The 19,491-nt window shown below is 68.6% G+C and carries 17 protein-coding genes and 1 pseudogene; 13 read left to right on the top strand and 5 right to left on the bottom strand.

All coding sequences use genetic code 11. From position 1 onward, the window contains the following. Position 1: 1 nt before the first annotated feature. Positions 2–730, top strand: coding sequence for a hypothetical protein (locus KME82_RS00400; protein WP_215496775.1), 729 nt, complete (start codon positions 2–4; stop codon positions 728–730). A gap of 20 nt (positions 731–750) precedes the next feature. Further along, a complete protein-coding gene (locus KME82_RS00395; RefSeq protein WP_215496774.1) occupies positions 751–987 on the top strand; it encodes a hypothetical protein in 237 nt (78 codons plus the stop codon). A 257-nt stretch (positions 988–1,244) separates the two neighbouring features. Here the strand turns inward: KME82_RS00395 and KME82_RS00390 are convergent, their stop codons facing one another. After that, on the bottom strand, positions 1,245–2,414 hold the full coding sequence (locus KME82_RS00390; RefSeq protein ID WP_215496773.1) for a class I SAM-dependent rRNA methyltransferase: 1,170 nt from the start codon (positions 2,412–2,414) through the stop codon (positions 1,245–1,247). 169 nt (positions 2,415–2,583) lie between these two features. On the opposite strand from KME82_RS00390, the gene KME82_RS00385 reads away from it, so the two are divergent. The 4 genes from KME82_RS00385 (at position 2,584) to KME82_RS00370 (ending at position 5,594) form a co-directional block, all read left to right on the top strand. Then, entirely contained in the window at positions 2,584–3,354 is a 771-nt protein-coding gene (locus KME82_RS00385; RefSeq protein ID WP_215496772.1) for a rhomboid family intramembrane serine protease, read from the top strand. 284 nt (positions 3,355–3,638) lie between these two features. Further along, positions 3,639–4,010: a hypothetical protein gene (locus KME82_RS00380; protein WP_215496771.1), complete on the top strand. Its 372-nt coding sequence runs from the start codon at positions 3,639–3,641 to the stop codon at positions 4,008–4,010. A gap of 123 nt (positions 4,011–4,133) precedes the next feature. Further along, complete coding sequence (locus tag KME82_RS00375) at positions 4,134–4,910, top strand: transporter (protein ID WP_252255561.1); 777 nt, start codon at positions 4,134–4,136, stop codon at positions 4,908–4,910. 45 nt (positions 4,911–4,955) lie between these two features. Continuing rightward, positions 4,956–5,594: a hypothetical protein gene (locus tag KME82_RS00370; protein ID WP_215496770.1), complete on the top strand. Its 639-nt coding sequence runs from the start codon at positions 4,956–4,958 to the stop codon at positions 5,592–5,594. Positions 5,595–5,673: 79 nt separating this feature from the next. On the opposite strand, the gene KME82_RS00365 is transcribed toward KME82_RS00370, so the two are convergent. Continuing rightward, on the bottom strand, positions 5,674–5,910 hold the full coding sequence (locus tag KME82_RS00365; RefSeq protein WP_215496769.1) for a hypothetical protein: 237 nt from the start codon (positions 5,908–5,910) through the stop codon (positions 5,674–5,676). A gap of 489 nt (positions 5,911–6,399) precedes the next feature. On the opposite strand from KME82_RS00365, the gene KME82_RS00360 reads away from it, so the two are divergent. Continuing rightward, positions 6,400–6,945, top strand: coding sequence for an ECF-type sigma factor (locus tag KME82_RS00360; protein WP_215496768.1), 546 nt, complete (start codon positions 6,400–6,402; stop codon positions 6,943–6,945). Next, on the top strand, positions 6,942–9,767 hold the full coding sequence (locus KME82_RS00355; protein WP_215496767.1) for a serine/threonine-protein kinase: 2,826 nt from the start codon (positions 6,942–6,944) through the stop codon (positions 9,765–9,767). Before KME82_RS00360 ends, KME82_RS00355 begins: the two co-directional genes overlap by 4 nt. A gap of 25 nt (positions 9,768–9,792) precedes the next feature. On the opposite strand, the gene KME82_RS00350 is transcribed toward KME82_RS00355, so the two are convergent. After that, on the bottom strand, positions 9,793–11,442 hold the full coding sequence (locus KME82_RS00350; RefSeq protein WP_215496766.1) for a phosphoethanolamine transferase: 1,650 nt from the start codon (positions 11,440–11,442) through the stop codon (positions 9,793–9,795). 532 nt (positions 11,443–11,974) lie between these two features. On the opposite strand from KME82_RS00350, the gene KME82_RS00345 reads away from it, so the two are divergent. The 3 genes from KME82_RS00345 (at position 11,975) to KME82_RS00335 (ending at position 16,198) form a co-directional block, all read left to right on the top strand. Continuing rightward, on the top strand, positions 11,975–13,720 hold the full coding sequence (locus tag KME82_RS00345; RefSeq protein WP_215496765.1) for a M28 family metallopeptidase: 1,746 nt from the start codon (positions 11,975–11,977) through the stop codon (positions 13,718–13,720). 302 nt (positions 13,721–14,022) lie between these two features. Further along, positions 14,023–14,730, top strand: coding sequence for an aspartate/glutamate racemase family protein (locus tag KME82_RS00340; RefSeq protein WP_215496764.1), 708 nt, complete (start codon positions 14,023–14,025; stop codon positions 14,728–14,730). An 886-nt stretch (positions 14,731–15,616) separates the two neighbouring features. Then, positions 15,617–16,198 (top strand): cytochrome c oxidase assembly factor Coa1 family protein, encoded by a 582-nt coding sequence (locus tag KME82_RS00335; protein WP_215496763.1) that lies wholly within the window; start codon positions 15,617–15,619, stop codon positions 16,196–16,198. Positions 16,199–16,217: 19 nt separating this feature from the next. Here KME82_RS00335 and KME82_RS00330 read toward each other — a convergent pair whose 3' ends face one another. Then, positions 16,218–16,694 (bottom strand): Lrp/AsnC family transcriptional regulator, encoded by a 477-nt coding sequence (locus KME82_RS00330; protein ID WP_036103411.1) that lies wholly within the window; start codon positions 16,692–16,694, stop codon positions 16,218–16,220. A 144-nt stretch (positions 16,695–16,838) separates the two neighbouring features. Here KME82_RS00330 and phhA point away from each other — a divergent pair, with 144 nt between their 5' ends. Continuing rightward, positions 16,839–17,732: a phenylalanine 4-monooxygenase gene (gene phhA / locus KME82_RS00325; protein WP_215496762.1), complete on the top strand. Its 894-nt coding sequence runs from the start codon at positions 16,839–16,841 to the stop codon at positions 17,730–17,732. 197 nt (positions 17,733–17,929) lie between these two features. Next, on the top strand, positions 17,930–18,544 hold the full coding sequence (locus tag KME82_RS00320) for a DUF4291 domain-containing protein (RefSeq protein ID WP_215498909.1): 615 nt from the start codon (positions 17,930–17,932) through the stop codon (positions 18,542–18,544). 228 nt (positions 18,545–18,772) lie between these two features. On the opposite strand, the pseudogene KME82_RS00315 reads toward KME82_RS00320, so the two are convergent. Continuing rightward, positions 18,773–19,288: pseudogene (locus KME82_RS00315) on the bottom strand (DUF6622 family protein); the annotation flags it as partial. Positions 19,289–19,491 lie beyond the last annotated feature (203 nt).

The raw sequence follows: 19,491 nt of genomic DNA, 5'->3' as shown, positions 1-19,491 counted from the left end.
CATGACGGCTTCGTCTTCCCGATCGTTGAACGATGGTTCTCACGGCCACGGCGCGCGAACGCCTTCGCTGCTCAAGTCGCTGCTGTATGCCGCTTGCATCGTGGTGGCGGTGGCGCTGGTCGTCGTGGTCACTTCGGCGACACCCGGCGCGTTCGACGCACTCCTCGGACCACCGCGCGCGGCGACGGCCGCGGAACAGCGCGCGATTCTGATCGCGGTTATCGATCACCGCCAGCTCGCCAAGCCGGCGACACGGGACGCTCACGGGGCGCAACGCCGCCTGGCACTGGTGAACACCACGGCGGCCCTTTGCGGCCAGCCTCGACAACGACTGGAACCTTGTGCCGAGCTCCCGTCGCAGTTGGACAACGCCCTGACGAACTCTCACAACCTGTCCGACGCGATGATCGATGCGTTGCCGCGCTTCAATGCCGAGCAAACGCCGCTGGACACCCGCACGCTGCCCGGCGTCGTTCCGGTCGACCGGGAGCGCGTAGCGGCCGACCTCGCGAAGGGGTTCTCGCCGGAGTTCCAGCAAGCGTACCCGCAGGTCGACGGCATCGTGCGGGTCAGCCGGCCGGTCGTGTCGGGACGCGGCGATCAGGCCTTGCTGTATGTCGAGACGGCGTCCGATTACCAGGGCGGCAATCAACTGGAGTTGTTCGCGCTCGAGCGAGGGCAGTGGAAATTCGTCGACGTCGTCGGTGTCGGCAGCTCGTGGATCCGCTGAACCGGTGAGCTTGACCCAAGATGCAACTCATCGACCAACGCGATTGGGCCTGGACGCTGTACGCCGACGGCGAGCGGCGCTATCTGTCGGTGCTGTGCGGCACGATCGCCAGTTATGAACTCACGCTCGAACTCGATGCCGGCGAACGCGCGCGGATCGGGGAGACGGGGTTTCTGGATGCGTTGGCGCGCGAGGTGGCGTACCGGCCGGACAGCTACAAGGCGCGGCATATGACGGGGTTTCGCGCGCCGGATTGATCGGTCTGCTCCCTCTCACCGCGTACTGCTCCCTCTGCTGCTTCTGCCGCGTACTGCTCCTTCTGCTGCGTACTGCTCCTTCTCCCGCTTGCGGGAGAGGGTTGGGGTGAGGGGCCGCGGCGTCCAGCGAAAATCAACAGCATTCGCGCCGTCGGCGCTTATACCCTCACCCTAGCCCTCTCCCGCAAAGCGGGAGAGGGAATACCTGCATCGCAAGCGGATTGCTGCGCGAAACCCCGCGCGCAACCCACCTCACCTCAATCCAGCACCCGGCAAAACACCGCCTTGAGGTACCGCGACTCCGGCACCTGCGCCAGCCACGGATGGTCCGCGCCCGCGCCCGACACCTTCAGCACCTGCACGGTGCGGCCGGCATAGAACGCGGCCCGGCGCAGCATGTCGAGGAACTGGTCTTCGCTGACCAGGCCCGTGCAGGAGAAGGTCGCGAACAAACCGCCGGGCTTGACCACGCCCAGCGCCAGCTTGTTCATGTCGAGGTACTTCTTCAGCGCGGCGATCACCTGCTCGCGGTCGCGGGTCATCTTGGCCGGATCGAGGATCACCACGTCGAACTGCTCGCCGGCGTTACCCATGTCGCGCAGGTACGGGAAGATGTCGGCCTGGACGAACTTGACGTTGGCGCCGTTGAGCTTGGCGTTGCCCTTGGCGATGTTGAGCACGTCGGCGTCGATGTCCACGCCGATCACTTCCTCGGCACCGCGCACCTTGGCGTAGACGCCGAAGCCGCCGGTGTTGCAGCACAGGTCGAGCACGCGCTTGCCGGCGACCTGCTGCGACAGCCACTCGCGGTTCTCGCGCTGGTCGGCGAAGAAACCGGTCTTGTGCGCGCCAGCCGGATCGGCGCGGAACTTGATGCCGTACTCGGTGATGGTCGACGGCGGGACCGCCTCGGTGCCGCGGAAGTCGAAGCTTTCCTGCTTCTGCACGTGCTCGTCGGCGAAGGCGTAGAAGCGGCAGCCGGGGAACTGCGCGCGCAGCGCGTCGTAGATCCATTCGCGATGGCGGAACGCGCCGGCGCTGAAGTATTCGACCACCAACAGATCGCCGTAACGGTCCACCACCAGGCCGCTGATCCCGTCGCCCTCGCTGTGCACCACGCGCCAGGCGTCGCTGACCTCGTCGAGCTTGAGCACGTCGCGGCGCAGCGACACGGACGCGGCAATCTTGCGCGCGAACCACTCGGCGTCGACTTCGACGTCCGGGTCGTTTTCGAGCATGCGCAGGGCGATGCGCGAATGGCCGTTGTAGAAGCCGCGGCCGATCCAGACGCCGTCGACCCCGACCACGTTGACGATGGCGCCGGGTTTGGGCCGCTGGGCGGGCTTGTCGACCAGGCGCTGGAAGATCCAGGGGTGGGTGGATTTCCAGGCGTTCTTGAGGCGTACGGTGGGGATTTCGTTATTCATCGGCCCATTCTACCGGGGCGGGGCGATTCCTCTCCGGCCGCGTGGGCCTTCGAGCGCACCGGGGCGGGACCGGGCCGGTTGTTGACGCAGGCCACATTCCCGTGGGTGGGACAAAGAAGCCCGCCCGGGCCGGCTTGCAAAGGTCGCCGGCGGTGCCAATCTGGTTTTCATGCAACTGCCCACCGAAGCCCCCATCCCCGACACCCCGGCCCAGCGCAAGGCCGACCGCCGCCGCCTGCTGCGCGCGCTCAACGCCAGCCTGGCGTTCGTGCTGTTGCTGGTGGCGGTGTTCGCCGCCCAGGGCAGCTTCGACGTGCGCGCCTTCACCGTGCAGCCGTGGTCGCTGCACGGTCTGATCGGGCTGCTGACCGCGCCGCTGCTGCACGGCTCGGTCGAGCATCTGGCCGCCAATGCGACGTCCTTGCTGCTGCTCGGCACCCTGGCCGGCGCGGTCTATCCCAAGGCGACGGTCCGCGCGCTGCCGATCGTATGGCTGGGCTCGGGCATCGGCGCGTGGCTGCTCGGCGATCCGGGCAGTTATCACCTCGGCGCCAGCGGCGTGACCCATGGCCTGATGTTCCTGGTCATGACCCTGGGCCTGTTGCGCCGCGACCGGCCCTCGATCGCCGCGGCGATGATCGCGTTCCTGCTGTACGGCGGCATGCTGCTGACCGTGCTGCCGCGCGAGATCGGCGTGTCCTGGCAGGCCCACCTGGGCGGCGCGGTGGCCGGCGTGATCGCCGCCTTCGTGTTCCGCCTACGCGACCCGCTGCCGCCGCGCAAGCGCTACAGCTGGGAAGACGAGGACGAATCGATGGTGCCGGCGCACGAGGAACTCGAGCCGCCGAGCCCGCGCGAGGTGCCGGTGCTGTGGAATCGCCCGGATCACCAGACCGGCGTGGTGCTGCGGTTTCCGCCGCGCAACGGGCAGGAAGAATAAGCACGCCGCCGGCGATCCGATCGCGATGACTCGCGCGACGCGCCGGCCTGCGGGCCCCGACTGCGGGCAGCGCGCCGTCATCCGGGCGGCGTCGTTTCACGCTTTGCGGCGTATGCGCCCGATCGTCCGGAGCGAGCGTCTGCCACCGGTCACCCAGGCGCGCTAGAGTGATGCGGTGTCCATGGGGATGGACCGCCGCGGCGCATCGATGCGCTGCGCGCTTCGTCTCCAGGCTGCCGCGCCCGTCGGGGTCGCGGTTTCCCGTCGCCTTCGGAGCCCTCGCCATGCGCCGTCCTACCGCACCGCTCGCTTTCGCCGCCCTGCTGCTCGCCTGTCCGCTCGCCTACGCCGGGAGCGCCTGCATGATGCAGGGCCAGATCATGGGTCAGGTCATCAACGAGTGCACTCAGACCGAGATGAACCTGTCCGAAGGTCAGCAGAAGGTGCAGTGCAGCGGCCAGGCGCCCGGGCTGGAAGGCATGGGCGGCCAGGTCGACATGCGGCTGGTCGCGTCCTGCCCGAGCGGCGCCGGCGGCGTATGCGATTCGCCGCGCGGCGCGCCGGCGAAGATCTTCTACTACCAGCGCACCCCCGATCAGCTCGCCGCCTTGCAGGCCGCGTGCGAAAGCCAGCGCGGCCGCTGGTCGAAGCAGTAACCGCACGGCAGCAGGGCGCCGCTGCCCGGCGCCTGGAACAACGGGAGTAAACGCAATGCCGCAACGGAAGCAGCGCCCGGACGCGTCGAGCGGTCGTCATCGGCGGCAGACGCGAGCATGCGCATGAACCCGGGTTCGATCCCGCTGTGCGTGGCCGCGCTGATCGGCCTGGGCGCGGCCGCGCCGGCCCACGCCGCCGACGACGCGCCGTCGTTCGACCGCCCCGGCATCGCGTTTTCCACCGCCACCTTGCCCAAGGGCGGTTTCGCCTGGGAGCAGGGCCTGCCTGATTTCCAGCGCGACGACGACGGCGGCACCCGCAGCACCCAGTACAACGCCAACACCACCTTGCGCCTGGGCCTGAGCGACACGGTCGAGCTGCAACTGGCGACCTCGCCGTACAACTATCTGCGCGAACGCGACAGCGACGGCGGCCGCCGCTCGCGCCACGGCGCCGGCGACACCGGGCTGGCGTTGAAGGCCGCGCTGCCGTCCTCGCACGACAAGTTTTCCTGGGCCGTGCTCGGCGCGGTCACCGCCGCCAGCGGCGCGCGCGATTTCAGCAACGGCGCCACCCAGTACACGCTCGGCACCACCCTGGGTTACGACTTCAGCGAGCGCGTGTCCGGCGCGCTGTACTTCAACCTGGACCGCAGCGACGGCGAGGACACCTGGACCTGGTCGCCGAGCGTCAGCGTCGCCGTGAACGACCGCGTCGGCGTCTACCTCGAAGCCGGCCTGTCGCACACCGATCACCAATCCACGACGTCGGTCGCCGGCACCGGCGTGACCTGGATGGCGACCTCGCGCGTGCAGCTCGACGCATCGCTGGACTGGGGGCTGGACCGCGACAGCCCCGACCTGCAGGGCGGGATCGGCGTGGCCGTGTTCTTCGACTGATCGATCCATTGCACGACCACCTCGCAGGAGCGCTTCGACACCCCCATGGAACCCAACCTCTACGCTCCGCCGACCGCCGCGGTTACGCAGCCGGCCGGGCCGGCCGATCGCAGCGACGATTTCCTGATCGTTTCCGCGCGCAAGTTCTGCATCCTGTTCTTCGCCACCTTCGGCCTGTACCACTTGTATTGGTCGTACATGCACTGGACCCGCTACCGCGCCGCCAGCGGCGAATACCTGTGGCCGCTGGCGCGCACGGTGTTCGCGATCTTCTACACCCACGCGCTGACCGCGCGCATCGACGGGGTGCTGCGCAAGGCCGGGCGCAGCTATGCGTGGGCGCCGGGCGCGATGGCGACCTTGTACGTGATCGCGCAAATCGGCAACACCGTGCTGGACCGGCTGAGTTCGCGCGCCATCGGTTCGCCCTACACCGACGTGCTCGGCGTGCTGGGCCTGCTGCCGCTGGGCTGGAGCCTGCTGCAGATCCAGCGCGCGGCCAACGCCGCCTGCGGCGATCCGCGCGGCGAATCCAACGCGCGCCTGACGGCGGCGAACTACGCCTGGATCGCGTTCGGCGCGGCGCTGTGGGTGCTGATCTTGTTGGGGGTGGCGGTGGCGTTCGGTTTCGGCCAGGACAACACCCTCGACGTGTCGATTCCCGAGTCGGCGTTGAACTCGTAAGCGGCCGGCGACCTGCATGGCCTTGACCGCCGCGGGTCCGGCCTGGCGCCGATGGCGCGAGCGCATGCGCCATCGCGATTCACCACCGGTACGGGGCGAAAATAATTCCCGCGCGCCAATCGCGCTCGGCCGACGGCGACGTCGCGGACGACGCGCGCTCGCCCGCGTTCGGGCCGGCGTCGCTGTCCGCTGCGGGCGCGCTGGCCACGTGGTCGGCGCTGGCGCCGGCTGGTTGGGTGGATGGCGTTCCTTCGCCCGGGTCGGTGTCGTTGCCGGCGGCCGGCTCGGCCGGCGTTGCGGGATCGGGCGTATTCATGCGGTCGGTCGTTTCGATGCTCCAGGACTCGGCGTGCGCGTCCTGCCCATGCACGACGCGGCGTTGGCGTCCGTGCCGGGGTAGGTGCGACGCGTGCGGTGCATGGGCAAGCCGCATTCCCCAGTTCGCAACGCGTGGCGAAAACCCGACATCGGACGGCGGATTTCGTGAGCGACTGCCTGGCTCAACCTGGCCTGAGCGAACAGCGTCGGGGCTCAAGCCCCTCCCACAACAGACATCGCAGGTTTCGCCGGCTTTTGTGGGAGGGGCTTGAGCCCCGACGCCTTTGGCTCCGATCGCCTCGCAACCGACCTCCATCGCGACTCATGCAACAGCGCGGTCGCCATCGTCCGAACCCGACACGCCGCAACCGCCCTCACCGCCACGGCTCGTCACAACTGTCGTGCCGACATGCGCAACCACCGTGACCATCGTATGCTTGGGCCGTCAGGAGGACCCGACTTGGCGGACGAGCAAACGAAAGGAGACGTGACCCGTCTGCTGCATGCCTATCGCGCCGGCGACGCGTCCGCGCGCGATGCGTTGTACGCACTGGTCTACGGCGAACTCAAGGGCATCGCGATCCGTCGCCTCGCGCGCATGGGCCGCTCGATCATCGACCCGACCGAACTGGTCAACGAAGCCCTGCTGCGCCTGCTCGACGACCGCATCCAGGCGCAGGACCGCCAGCATTTCTTCCGCATCGCCGCGACCGCGATCCGCTGCACCCTGATCGACGTGATCCGCCAGCGCCAGGCCGAGAAACGCGGCGGCGACGTGGTGATCACCGCGTTCGATCCGGCGCGCGAATCGGCGCCGCACGGCCCGACCCCGGACCAGCGCTGGCTGGAGGTCGAAGACGCGCTGGTCGCGCTCGACAAACCCTATCCGCGCCAATGCCGGGTGATCGAGCTGGCGTTCCTGGTCGGGCTCAAGCAGCAGGAAATCGCCGACGCCCTGGCGATCAACGTGCGCACGGTCGAACGCGACCTGCGCTTCGCCAAGGCCTGGCTGCGCGAACAGCTCGCGCCATGACCCCGGACCAGTTCGCCCGGATCGAACACGCCTTCCATGCGGCGCTGGCCCGGCCGCCGGGCGAGCGCAGCCAGTACCTGCTCGACCACGAACCCGATCCCGAGGTGCGCGCGGCGGTGCAGCGTCTGCTCGACCGCGTCACCGCGGACCACGGCGATGGCGACGGCGAGGCACCCGCCGATCCGCTGTCGGACCGGCTGGCCGCGGCCTTCGCCGCCCAGGCCGCGGCCGGCGCGCCGCCGACGATCGGCCCGTACCGGCTGCTGCACGAACTCGGCGCCGGCGGCATGGGCACGGTGTTCCTGGCCGAACGCGAGGCCGGCGACGGCGTGCAGCGGCTCGCGCTGAAACTGCTGCACGGCCTGCCGACCCAGTCCGCGATCCGGCGCATGGCGCGCGAACGCGGCCTGCTCGCGAGCCTGGACCATCCGCTGATCGCGCGTCACATCGACGGCGGCCTGACCCAGGCCGGCCAGCCGTATCTGGTCATGGACTATGTCGAAGGCGTGCCGCTGCACCAGCACCTGGCCGAGGCGCCCGGCGCGCTGCGTGCGCGCCTGCAGTTGTTCCTCGGCCTGTGCGACGCGGTCCAGCACGCGCATCAGCGCCTGGTGCTACACCGCGACCTCAAGCCGTCGAACATCGTGGTCCGCCCCGACGGCCGGCCGGCGCTGCTGGATTTCGGCATCGCCACCCTGATCGCCGGCGACGGCGACGACCCGGCCCAGACCGCCACCGTCGCCTTCACCCCGGGCTATGGCGCGCCCGAGCAACGCCGCGGCGAGATCGCCACCACCGCCACCGACGTGTTCGGCCTGGGCGCCCTGCTGTTCGACCTGCTGACCGGGCGCAAGCTGTCGGACCTGCGCGGCCGCGACGGCCCGGTGCCGGCGCCGAGCCGCCACGTCGACGACGCCGCGCTGCGCCGCGGCCTGCGCGGCGACCTCGACCGGATCGTGCTGACCGCCTGCGCCGAAGACCCCGGCGAACGCTACGCCACCGTCGCCGCGCTCGCCGACGACGTGCGCCGCTACCTCGACGGCCTGCCGATTTCGGTCGCCGGCGGCGGCCCGCTGTACCGGCTGCGCAAGTTCGTCGCCCGCCACCGACTGGCGACCGCGGCGGCGTTGCTCGCCGCGGTCGCGGCCGGGCTGTTCGTGTGGCGGCTGGAAGTGGAACGCCAGCGCGCGTTCGCCGCCGAGCGCGTCGCCCAGGCCTCGCGCCTGCGCGCCGAGCGCGAAGCCGGCTACACCGAGGCTTCGCGCCAGTTCCTTGCCTCGGTGCTCGCGCAGACCTCGCCGAACACCCTGCGCGGCGAACCGATCACGGTCTCGGCGCTGCTGGCGCGCGCGGCCGAGCAGTTGCAGGCCGACACCCGCCAGGACGACGCCACCCGCGCGGTCGCCTGGCTCACCATCGCCGAGGTCTACGACGCCACCCACGACCCCCGGCCCGGCCTGGCCGCGGCCGAACGCGCCGGCGCGCTGCTCGCCAGACACTCGCCGGCCGACCCCGAACTGCATGCGCGCCTGCTCAGCGTGCGCGGTTCGCTGCTCAGCGCACTGGAGCGCCACGACCAGGCGCTCACGACCCTGCACGAACTCGTCGCCCTGCGCGAACGCCAGCGCGCCGAGCCGCCGGTGCTGACCCAGGCCTACCTGGACTACATCGAGGCCGCGCTGCAGGCCGGCCGCGACGATGAAGTCGAGACCTATGCGCGGCGCGGCCTGGCCGTGCTCGACGCGGCCGGCGACAAAACTTCCGAACAGCGCGCCGGCCTTCTGCTCGCCCTGGTCGCACCGCCACTGCGCGCCAACGACCTGGTCGAAGCCGAACGCCGGCTGCAAGCCGCGCAGCGCCTGGCGAAGACCGCTTGGGACGCCGACAACCTGAGCTGGTTCCACCTGCACCGGCTGACCGCGCAACTGCGCGAGGAGCAGGTGCGCCACCCCGAAGCGCTGGCCGAGGGCGAGCAGGCGCTGCGCATCGCCTACCGCGTCTACGGCGAACGCAGCCGCTTCACCTTCGAGGTCGAGAACGACCTCGCCAACACCTTGAACGTGCTCGGCCGCAGCAAGGAAGCGATCGAACACTACGAGCGCGGCCGCGCGATCGCGCTGGCGATCGGGCTCGACCCGCAGACCGTGGCGATGCTGGAAATCAACATGGGCGGCGTCTACGGCGAATCGCTCGCGCAATACGACCGCGCGGTCGAGATCGAAACCAGCGCGCTCGAACGCCTGCGCGACCAGCACGAGCCGATCGCGCTGCCGTGGCGCGCGCGCGGTCACATGGTGCGCGCGGTGGCCTACAGCCGGCTGCAGCGTTTCGATCAGGCCTACGCCGATTTCGACGCCGCCATCGCCCTGCAGCGCCAGGCCCGCGACGGCGACCGCGCGATCGGCACGCAGCTGCGGCTGGTGCAGACCCTGGTCATGAACAAATTGTTCGATCGCGCCCAGCGCAATCTGGACCAGGCGCGCGCCGAAGTGAACGTGGCGACCCAGCCCGAGGACATCAACTACCTGCCCGGGATCGCCTCGCTGGCCGCGCAGATCGCGATGGGCCGCGGCGACCTCAAGCAGGCGGCGGTGTTCGCCGACGAAGCGCTGCAACGCGCCGCGCAGAGTCCGGCCTACAAGAACCCGGTGATGCTGTCGAAGATCCAGTTGCTCGCCGCCGACGTGGCGCTGCGCCAGGGCCGCCGTCCGGACGCGCGCAAGCTGCTGGAGCAGGCGATCGCGCTGATGCGGCTGAACTTGGAAGCCGATGCGCCGCCGTTGCGCGAGGCCGAAAAGAAACTGCGCGAAGCCTCGTTGTGAATTTTTCAGCCGCGAACGCCGCGCCTTATTCGGCCTGGCGATCGCCCGAATCGTGCGCACCGCCATGCGCATGGCCGAGCCCCGACAACTCGCCCAGCTGCAGGCGCCCATCGACGATGCGCAGTTCGCGGAACAGGTTGTCGCCGAACAGATCCGAGCCCTGCAGATAGTCGACCCCGGCGTCCTGGTTGGGATTGTCGATCGAAAATCCCATCCGCCACGCCAGCGCACGCGCCAGATCGTTGTGGCTGAGCCAGTCGCCGTTGCCGGCCAGCGGCGCCTGCGCCGCGCCGCGGCCGCGCACCAGCATCGGCACCTGGGCGATCTGCGGCGTGAGCACGTTATGCCCCCACACGCCGTCCTCGCCGAGCATCTGGCCGTGATCGGAGGTCACCACGAACAGGCCGTCGCCGTCGCCGCGTTCGAACCGTCGGTACAGCTTTTCGACCAGCGCGTCCTGATAGACGATCGCGTTGTCGTAGGCGTTGACCAGGCGCGCGCCTTCGATCGACCCCTCGCCGTCGGGCCAGCGGCGGTAGGTCGCGCCGTGCCGGCGATAAGCGTCGTGGTAGGGAATATGCGCGGTGCGCAGCATCATCACCACCAGGCGCGGCCGGTCGGGCGTCACGACGTCGAGCATGTCCAGTATCGCGTCGTCGCCGAGCGCGGCGATCCGCGCCGCGTCGCTGTCGCGGGTGCGGACCACGTCGATGCTCGGCGCATCGATCTCCTCGAGCAGGTCGCCGTGCTGGGTCGACAGCCAATAGGTGCGGTAACCGGCGCGCTTGGCCAGGCGCAGCACATTGGCCTCGTGCGAGCGCAGCTGCGCGATGTTGCCCGGCTCGCGCACGCCGTTGAACAACAGGCCCAGCGAGGCGCGGGTCGACGCCGCGCCGGCGATGCCGCGGTGCCAGCGCGCCTGGCCCTGGGCGACCCAGCGCGACATATTCGGCGTGGTCGCGCGCGCATACCCGGCCAGGCCCCAGTGATCGGTGCGGGTCGAATCGAAGATCACCAGCCACACATCGCGCGGCCGCTCGCGGGCCGCATCGGGATCGTCGCGCGCGACGACGGTGTAGGCCCGATAGCTCAGCACATTGCGCCGCACCGACTTGCCGACCAGATTGGCCCCGCAATAGCTGAAGGCCAGCAGCGAGTTGTGCAGCGAACTGCGCTCGGGCCGCGGCATGAACCGCTTCATGGTGTAGCGGCCGGCGTTGTAGAACTGCAGGCCGAACACCAGCGCGACGATCAGCAAGGCCCCGCGCAGGCGCGGCAGCGGCAACCGCGGCAGGCCGAGGTTGAACAGCGCGAACGCCAGCGCATACGGCACCCCGCCGGCGAACAAGGTCGGCCAATGGGTCGCCGCGCCGGCGCGCACCGCCTGCGCGATGTCTTCGATTTCGTGCGGGATCATCGCCACGTCCAGCGGCGTGAGCGCGCGGCCGATCGCGGCGATATGGCACAACTGGAACAACTGCATGCCCGCGAACGCACCGATCACCGCGTTGGCGACCCAGCGGCTGCCGCCGAGCCACAGGCACATCACGATCGTCATCAGGCCCGCGACCCAGGCGGGCTGCAACTGCGCCCGGTTGTTCGGACTGACCCACTGCTGCAGGCGATCGTCGAGCAGCAGCAACGCCGTGGTCGCCGCGCTGACCAATACCAGCATCGCGACGCGCCGCCCCGCACCGGTGCGCGATGGCGTGGGCAAACAGGTGCGGGAGGCGGGAGTGTGCATCGCGTCGCGGGCCATGGGTCGATTGATCGCGGACACTAGGCAGGCGCGCAGCCGTGCAAGTTAAGGAACAGATAAGCGGCGACATTGAGGACCGATCGTGGTGACCTTTTTACCCATCGGGTCCGTCGTTTTTTCGACTACCGTGAATCGGCATTCATCCGCGGCGCGAACGCATTTCGAAACAATCCGCGCCACCTGCGTGCGTTTCGCGATCTCCCCAGCCACGCCGCGAAAAAGTTTTGTAACGCGATGTAAGCGCGTGTAACCACAGCCACGGATCGGCCGTTTGCACGCCCTCAACACGCCCATAGGCGGCGAACTGCGCCGATGCGGTGGTCCCCGACGCCCGCTGACGGCGCCGTCCGTCGACGAATGGGCCACCCCCGGGCACACCGCCCGCCCCGCGTGCTAGCGTCGCTGCGCGCCCGCGCCAGGGCGTCCAGCCATCGCCGGGAGCCGCCGCATGTCGCGCACGCCGTTCCAGTACCGTTGTCTGCTTTCTCGTTCGTATCGCATCGCTCTGGTGGTTCTCGCGCTGCTGCTCGCGGCCTGCCAGCGCCCGGCGCCGTTGCCGGCGGCCGACGGTTTCGACGAAACCGCCAGCGCGCATGCGCGCCGGATCGAAGCCGATGTGCGCTTTCTCGCCGACGACCTGCTCGAAGGCCGCGAAGCGGGCACGCGCGGCTTCGACCTGGCGTCGCTGTACCTCGCCCAGCGCATGCGCGCGATCGGCCTGCGCCCGGCCGGCGACGATGCAAGCTATTTCCAGCGCGTGCCGCTGCTGCGCGCCAGCCGCGAAGACGACGGCGGCCGCCTGATCGTGCAGCGCGACACCGGCACGGTCGAATTGAAATTTCGCGAACAGTTCCTGCCGCAGCTCGATTTCGACCGCGCCCAATCGCAAGTGACCGCGCCGGCCGTGTTCGTGGGCCAGGCGGTGCATGCGCCGGAACTCGATCACGACGATTTCGCCGGCATCGACCTGCGCGGCAAGATCGCGGTGCTGATGCACGGCGCGCCCAAGCGCTTCGATACCGACCGCCGCGCGTTCTACAGTTCGTTCCGGGAAAAATTCCGCGCCCTGGTCGAACGCGGCGCGGTCGGCGCGGTGATCGTGGCGACGCAGGACGAAGAAAAACGCCAACCGTGGGCGCGCGGCGCGCAGAACTGGGCGGGGCCGGGCATGCGCCTGCGCGGCAGCGACGGCCGCGCGATCGACACCTTTCCGCAACTGGCGGTGATCGCCAACGTCGGCGCGGCCAGCGCCGACGCGGTGCTCACCGCCGGCGGACACAGCGCGGCCGAGCTGTTCCGCGACGCGCGCGAAGGCACGCTGCGCGGCTTCGACCTGCCCGGCACGATCACCCTGTCGGCGCGCAACTGGATCGAGCAGACGCAGTCGCGCAACGTGGTCGCGTTGCTGCCCGGCACCGACGCCGCGCTCAAGCGCGAGCACGTGGTGTTCAGCGCGCATCTCGATCATCTCGGCATCGGCGCGCCGGTCAAGGGCGATGCGATCTACAACGGCGCGCTCGACAACGCGCTGGGCGTGGCGATCATGCTCGAAACCGCGCAGCAGCTCGCTCTGGCGAAGACGCCGACCAAGCGTTCGCTGCTGTTCGTCGCGCTCACCGCCGAGGAAAAGGGCCTGCTCGGCGCGGAGTGGTTCGCGCAAAACCCGAGCGTGCCGCGCGATTCGCTGGTCGCCAACATCAACATGGACATGCCGGTGATGCGGGTGCCGACCCGCGACGTGGTGCCGATCGGGGTCGAACATTCCAGCCTGCAGGCGGTGCTCGCTCAAGCCGCGGGCGAAGTCGGAGTCGACCTAACCCCCGACCCGTCGCCGGAGGAAAGCATCTTCATCCGCAGCGATCAGTACGCCTTCATCCGCACCGGCATTCCCGCCGTGTATCTGACCGGCGGCATGGTCGCGCGCGACGCCGGCGTCGATGCGCGCCAGCAGTTCCGCGCCTTCCTCGCCGATCATTATCACCAACCCGACGACGACGCCGAACAACCGATCCAGTACGCCGACGCCGCGCGCCTGGCGCAGCTCAACGCGCGCATCGGGCAACTGATCGCCGATGCGGCGCAGCGGCCGCGATGGAACGACGGCGATTTCTTCGGCCAGCGATTCGGCGGATTGGATGCGGGTAAGCCGGAGGCGGATGCGACACCGGCGACGGTGCCGTCGCCATCACAGTAGGATCGTTTCGCAAGCGTTGTCGCATACAGCCAACTTCGCGCGCGCTTCGATGTTAAGTATCGCTGCGATCTGAGCCGAAAGCGTCTTGGCTGAAGCCCCTCCCATAAAAGACTTCGTTGCCACGAGGCTTTTTGTGGGAGGGGCTTCAGCCCCGACGAACGAAGCGACACAGCGCACACGATCGCGAGACGCACAGAACCGGTTGAAAACAACACGGCCTCCCGAGCGAGGTATCCGGTAAGCGATACCACGCATCGCACAAAGCCGCCGTTTAACCTATGCCCCGTGGCTATACTCGAACCATGACTGCGACCACCGCCAAAACCCTCGGCCTGCTCGGCGGCATGAGCTGGGAATCGACCCTGCCGTACTACCGCGTGATCAACGAAACCGTGCGCGAACGCCTCGGCGGCCTGCATTCGGCCAGGCTGCTGCTGTACAGCGTGGATTTCGCCGAAGTCGAACGCCTGCAGCACGCCGGCGACTGGGACGCGGCCGGCGCCCTGCTCGGCCGCGCCGCGCGCAGCCTGCGCGACGGCGGCGCGCAGCTGCTGGTGATCTGCACCAACACCATGCACAAGGTCGCCGACGCGGTCGAAGCCGCCAGCGGCCTGCCGCTGCTGCACATCGCCGACCCGACCGGCGAGGCGATCCGCGCGGCCGGTTTGACGAAGATCGGCTTGCTCGGCACGCGTTTCACCATGGAGCAGGCGTTCTATCGGCAGCGGCTGATCGAACGTCACGGGCTGGAAGTGATCGTGCCCGACGACGACGGTCGCGAGCTCGTGCATAAGGTGATCTACGAAGAACTGTGCCTGGGCCGGATTCGCGACGAATCGCGTGAGGCGTACCGGCGGATCATCGCCGGACTGGCCGCGCGCGGCGCGCAGGGCGTTATCCTCGGGTGTACCGAAATCGGCTTGCTGATTGGTCCGGCCGATGTGGACATTGGGCTGTTCGATACCACCGCGCTGCATGCGCGCGCGGCGGCGCTGGCGTCGATTGGTTGAGTCGGGAATCGGGAATCGGGAATCGGGAATCGGGAATCGGGAATCGGGAATCGGGAATCGGGAATCGGGAATCGGGAATCGGGAAGAGCATAGCGCTCCTTGATTGCCCGTTACGCAAGCTATCCGAAGCAACGTACTTTCCAGTCCCAGCGCCCCCACCTATCGTCATTCCCGCGAAGGCGGGAATCCAGGGCCTTTCGTCCGAGAACGCTTGAAGTCACTGGATTCCCGCCTTCGCGGGAATGACGATCTGAAAATTTCCGGGCAGATGAAACAACGTCAACGCAGACGTCCAGTTGTCGAAAATCTCACCGCATCACCGACCCAGACATATCCACGCCCACGCCCACGCCCACGCCCACGCCCACGCCCACGCATCGATTTTTCGCCGCCTTCGGCTAATAACGCAACGTCTTGCGCTTCGATCAACAGCGCAATGTCTCGACCCATCGTGAGCGGTCACACGATCACGCCAGCTGCAAGCTCGAACAGCGAAGCCACGATCCTCTGCCCCCTTTGACAAAGGGGGCCAGCGCCCGGCGCAAGTTGAAGGACCGATGGTGTTGGCAGCGCGGGGGATTTGCTGTTGCTGTTGCTGTTGCCTTGATGATCGGCCGCGATCCGCGAGCAAAAGCAAATCCCCCCTGCCCCCCCCTTTTTCAAAGGGGGAAATCCTTCGGGATGAATTTGTCAGCGTTTGCGGCGATGCCGCACTTGGCGGCGCCAGCGCGCTTGGGGGTTACCTCCACGCCCGATGGCATCGGCGCATTTTGCCGCGCCACGCGGGCCGATGCGCGCGCGTTCGCCGCGCGATCGCTTCCGCAAAGGTGGCGTCCCACCCCGCATGCAGCGACACTGCCCGCCTATCGATCACAAGGAGTCCGCGATGAACGACCGTCCCAACCCCGGCTGGTGGAGTCGCAACTGGAAATGGTTCGTGCCCACCGGCTGCCTGACCGTGATCCTGATCGCCGCGCTGCTGCTGTTCGGCCTGATCGGGCTGGGCATCAAGGGCGTGTCGAGCCTGATGGGCTCCAGCGAACCGGTCCGCCACGCGATCGCGCTGGCGCAGGCCAATCCGGCCGCGGTCGCCGCGCTCGGCACGCCGCTGGAACCGGGCATGATGATCAACGGCACCCTGCAGACCGACAACTCCAGCGGCCACGCCGATCTGTCGATGCCGCTCAAGGGCCCGAAGGGCAGCGGCCGCGTCTACATCAAGGGCGAACGCGAGGCCGATCGCTGGACGTACTCGCTGATCGAGTTGGCGATCGACGCCAGCGGCGATCGCATCGACCTGCTCGGCGGCACCGGCGCCGCAACCGATCCGGACAAGGACACGAACGACCGCCTCGAAGTTCCGCCCGACATCGACCCGCCGCCGATCGAACACTCCGAGCCCGCCGACGCGCCGCAGCACGAGCAACCCAGCGAAACCGCGCCCGAGCGCGGCGCCCACGCGGGCTGATCCGACGCCGCCGCTGCCGTCAGCGCGACGGCAGCGGCAGGCCCTTGAAGGCCTTGACCGTGCGCAGCACCAGGCTGGAATTGATGTCGGCGCCGCCGGCCTGATTGAGCAGGCGGTCGAGCAGGAAGCGCGACAGATGCTCCAGGTCGCGCACCACGATCTGCAACAGATAGTCCATGTCGCCGGTCAGCGCGTAGCAGGCGACCACCTCGTCCCAGGTTTCGACGAATTCGGCGAAGGCGCCGACCGCCTCGCTGTCGTGGCGGCCCAGGCGCACCCGCACGAACGCCTGCAGGCCCAGATCCAGCCGCACCGGGTCGAGTTCGGCGCGGTAGCCCGAGATCACCCCTTCGCGTTCCAGCCGCTGCACCCGGCGCAGGCAGGCCGAGGCCGACAGGTGGACGCGCTCGGCCAGCTCGGCGTTGGTCAGGCGGCCGTTGCGCTGCAGTTCGGCCAGCACGACGATGTCGGTACGGTCCAGTTCGACGGTGGCCATTCGCAGCGCCTTTTTGGCTTATGACGCAACAATCTTGCGTCAGATCGCCTCAAACACGCAACAACGCAAGCTCATTGCGCCCAAGCGCGGTTAAAGTCGCTAGACCCCGGCCTTCCACTGCCCGGGCCCAGGAGCGACACCGCCATGAATCCCGCCACCCCGCAACGCGTCGAACACCAACTCACCGACAAGGGCTATGTGCCGGTCTATACGACCGCCGTGGTCGAGCAGCCGTGGGCGTCGTATACGAGCGCGGACCATGCGGTGTGGGCGCAGTTGTTCGAGCGCCAGCAGCAGGTGCTGGTCGGCCGCGCCAGCGACGAGTTCCTGACCGCGCAGCGCGCGATGCAGATGACGCCCGACCGCATTCCCAAGTTCGACGACCTCAACCGGGTGCTGCGCGCGCACACCGGCTGGGAGCTGATCGGCGTGGAGGGCCTGCTGCCCGAGCTGACCTTCTTCGATCACCTGGCCAGCCGCCGTTTCCCGGTGACCTGGTGGATCCGCAAGCCCGAGCAGATCGACTACCTCAGCGAACCGGACCTGTTCCACGACCTGTTCGGCCACGTGCCGCTGCTGATGAACCCGGTCTTCGCCGACTACATGGAGGCGTACGGCCGCGGCGGGGTGAAGGCGCACGCCATCGATCCCGAAGCGCTGGTGCATCTGACCCGGCTGTACTGGTACACGGTCGAATTCGGCCTGATCAAGCAGGCCGACGGGCTGCGCATCTACGGCAGCGGCATCGTCTCGTCCAAGAGCGAATCGATCCACAGCCTGGAATCGCCGGCGCCGAACCGGATCGGCTTCGATCTGGAGCGGGTCATGCGCACGCGCTACCGCATCGACACCTTCCAGAAGACCTACTTCGTCATCGACAGCTTCGAGCAGCTGATGCGCGCGACCGAGCCGGATTTCACTCCGATCTACCAGCGCCTGGCGGCGCAGGAGTCGATCCCGGCCGGCGAGGTGCTGGAAACCGACAGCGTGTTCCAGCGCGGTAACGGCGAAGGTTGGCTACAAGACGGCGACGTCTAAGCCCCGTTTCAAACTGTAGGAGCGGCGCGAGCCGCGACCGCGACACCGCAGCTACGACGTCGGTAACGGCGTAGGCGCGATGTCGCGGTCGCGGCTCGTGACCGAAGGAAATCCAGTAGGACGCCGCTCCTACAATCGCCTTCGTCGCGCTACGCTATGGCGCCATGAACGACGACAACCCGAGCAAGACCCCGCACATGGGTGCGGCCTCCACCCGCGGCGACACCGCGGCTTCCAACCCGCAGATTCCCTACCAGCAGATCCGCGCCGTCCACGACGGCACGACGATCCGCGTCTACCAGGCCTATTGCGACCAGATCGCCGATGCTGCGCTCGCCCACGGCCGCTTCGTCGCGCCGTTTTCGCGCTCGCGCATGACCTGGATCAAGCCCTCCTTCCTGTGGATGATGTACCGCGCCGGCTGGGGCTACAAAGACGACAACCAGCGCCGCATCCTCGCCATCGACCTCGACCGCGCCGGTTTTGAATGGGCGCTGGCCCACAGCTGCCCCTCGCATCCCGATCCGTCGATGAGCGCGCAGGAATGGAAGCGTTACAAGGAGGCCACGCCGGTGCGCATCCAGTGGGACCCCGAACGCAGCCTGCGCCTGGGCGCGCTGCCGCACCGCGCGATCCAGATCGGCCTCAGCGGCGAGGCGGTGCCGCTGTATGCCGATCAGTGGACTCGCCGGATCGAAGAGGTGACGCCGCTGGCGCATCGGATTCATGCGCTGGTCGAGGCCGATCGCATGGACGAGGCCAGGGCACTGTTGCCGGTGGAGCGGCCGTATGCGGCGACTGTCGAGGTTTAATTCGGGTTGTGAGTGGCGCGGCGATCTGAGCGGAAAGCATCGGGGCTGAAGCCCCTCCCACAAAAGATTGCGCTGCAGCGAGGCGGCTGGATGCTTGGCCTCTCCAAAAAAAAGCCGCGCCGTGGCGAAGCCTTTTGTGGGAGGGGCTTCAGCCCCGAGGCTCTGCGTCCCGATCGCAGTCAAGCCCACATCTTAGCCAACCCTAAATCAGCCGACGCGATCCAACCTTCAAGCCACCCCAACCACCAGATCCGTCTGCGGCGCACGCCGCAATCCGATCACGAACCGCGCCGCCCAGCCGATAAAGAACCCGGCGCTGAAGCCCGACACATACAGATCCCAGCCCATCGCGCTGTCGCGCATCTGCGGGTGGGTCGCGGCGAACACCTGCAAGGCGTAGTGGCCGAAGAAGATCGCCAGGTTGCGCAGCAACGGCAACACGCTGCCGGGCTGGCGCACCAGGCGATTGCGATGATCGAACTGCAAACGCTCCGGCGACAGCGACCACGCCCCCAACGCGGCGCCGACCAGGGCGCCGAGCAGCCAATGCGCGGCGATCTCCATCGGCGCGCCGCTGCGCGCGGCCAAGCCCGACAACCCCCAGACGATGAAGATCGCCGGCACCGTCCACACCCGCGCCAGCAGCGTGGTGTGCGGCCGCAGGCGCTTGGCGCCGAGCCAGATCAGGACGAAGAACAGGGCGAACACCCAGATCGGGGTGCCTTGCAGGATGGCGTTCATGGCGGGACCTCGGCGGCGGAGCGTGGCGACGGTGGCGGCGGGTTCCGTCCAGCGCGGAGGCGATGGACGGGGACTCGCTGCGGTAGGTCGCTATGCTCGTTCGCGCGGCGCCCGCGCCCCAGTCCCGGCGGTCACCGATTCAACCTGCCGGAAGTCACTCGCGGCCGGCGCGAGTGGGCGCCGGCCTGAACTGCGTCCGCGCGATG

The organism is Lysobacter capsici, assembly GCF_018732085.1.
GTDB lineage: Bacteria > Pseudomonadota > Gammaproteobacteria > Xanthomonadales > Xanthomonadaceae > Lysobacter > Lysobacter capsici_A.
Note: the sequence above shows the minus strand (reverse complement) of the source record. Positions and strands in the feature narration are given on the sequence as shown.

Coding starts and splice junctions, on each gene's coding strand:
- KME82_RS00380 (WP_215496771.1), top strand. CDS start 3,639: ATGCGCCGTCCTACCGCACCGCTCGCTTTCGCCGCCCTGCTGCTCGCC.
- KME82_RS00365 (WP_215496769.1), bottom strand. CDS start 5,910: ATGAATACGCCCGATCCCGCAACGCCGGCCGAGCCGGCCGCCGGCAAC.
- KME82_RS00355 (WP_215496767.1), top strand. CDS start 6,942: ATGACCCCGGACCAGTTCGCCCGGATCGAACACGCCTTCCATGCGGCG.
- KME82_RS00320 (WP_215498909.1), top strand. CDS start 17,930: ATGGGTGCGGCCTCCACCCGCGGCGACACCGCGGCTTCCAACCCGCAG.
- KME82_RS00350 (WP_215496766.1), bottom strand. CDS start 11,442: ATGCTGGTATTGGTCAGCGCGGCGACCACGGCGTTGCTGCTGCTCGAC.
- KME82_RS00345 (WP_215496765.1), top strand. CDS start 11,975: ATGTCGCGCACGCCGTTCCAGTACCGTTGTCTGCTTTCTCGTTCGTAT.
- KME82_RS00400 (WP_215496775.1), top strand. CDS start 2: ATGACGGCTTCGTCTTCCCGATCGTTGAACGATGGTTCTCACGGCCAC.
- KME82_RS00385 (WP_215496772.1), top strand. CDS start 2,584: ATGCAACTGCCCACCGAAGCCCCCATCCCCGACACCCCGGCCCAGCGC.
- KME82_RS00370 (WP_215496770.1), top strand. CDS start 4,956: ATGGAACCCAACCTCTACGCTCCGCCGACCGCCGCGGTTACGCAGCCG.
- KME82_RS00390 (WP_215496773.1), bottom strand. CDS start 2,414: ATGAATAACGAAATCCCCACCGTACGCCTCAAGAACGCCTGGAAATCC.
- KME82_RS00395 (WP_215496774.1), top strand. CDS start 751: ATGCAACTCATCGACCAACGCGATTGGGCCTGGACGCTGTACGCCGAC.
- KME82_RS00375 (WP_252255561.1), top strand. CDS start 4,134: ATGAACCCGGGTTCGATCCCGCTGTGCGTGGCCGCGCTGATCGGCCTG.
- KME82_RS00340 (WP_215496764.1), top strand. CDS start 14,023: ATGACTGCGACCACCGCCAAAACCCTCGGCCTGCTCGGCGGCATGAGC.
- phhA (WP_215496762.1), top strand. CDS start 16,839: ATGAATCCCGCCACCCCGCAACGCGTCGAACACCAACTCACCGACAAG.
- KME82_RS00330 (WP_036103411.1), bottom strand. CDS start 16,694: ATGGCCACCGTCGAACTGGACCGTACCGACATCGTCGTGCTGGCCGAA.
- KME82_RS00335 (WP_215496763.1), top strand. CDS start 15,617: ATGAACGACCGTCCCAACCCCGGCTGGTGGAGTCGCAACTGGAAATGG.